Source organism: Phormidium sp. CCY1219 (assembly GCF_035615515.1).
Lineage (GTDB): Bacteria > Cyanobacteriota > Cyanobacteriia > Cyanobacteriales > Laspinemataceae > CCY1219.
In genome coordinates this window covers 1-317 of the sequence record NZ_JAJENT010000077.1, presented here as the reverse complement: position 1 = coordinate 317, position 317 = coordinate 1, and the positions used below count along the sequence as shown (strand labels likewise).

At 42.9% G+C, this 317-nt stretch carries 1 protein-coding gene; it reads right to left on the bottom strand.

The window, feature by feature from the left end; all coding sequences use genetic code 11:
• A partial coding sequence (locus LKK83_RS00495; RefSeq protein ID WP_324628778.1) for an HNH endonuclease occupies positions 1-317 on the bottom strand: 317 nt, incomplete at both ends.

Here is a 317-nt window from a genome sequence, read left to right as displayed (position 1 = left end):
TGTCATGGGAGCTGATTTTCGCTTGATATTCCTCAATTATGATGAGGTCTCTTGCGGTTTTACGGTCGTGGCAGTGGCAATGCAATGCTTGGCGGTTTTTATGGATATCTTTACCCTCCGCCACTAGAAATCTAATATGGTCTACCTCAATTAGGTCACGGTCCATGAAGAACAGGCCACATTCATTACACTTGCCTTTTTGTTCCTTCAAAAGTTTGGCTAACTTGCCTGGTATTCCACCCTTGTTAATTCCTCTCTTACTCCAGTAAGCCCAATCTCCATCAAATGGAGACTTATCACCTTTGACTTTGATGTGT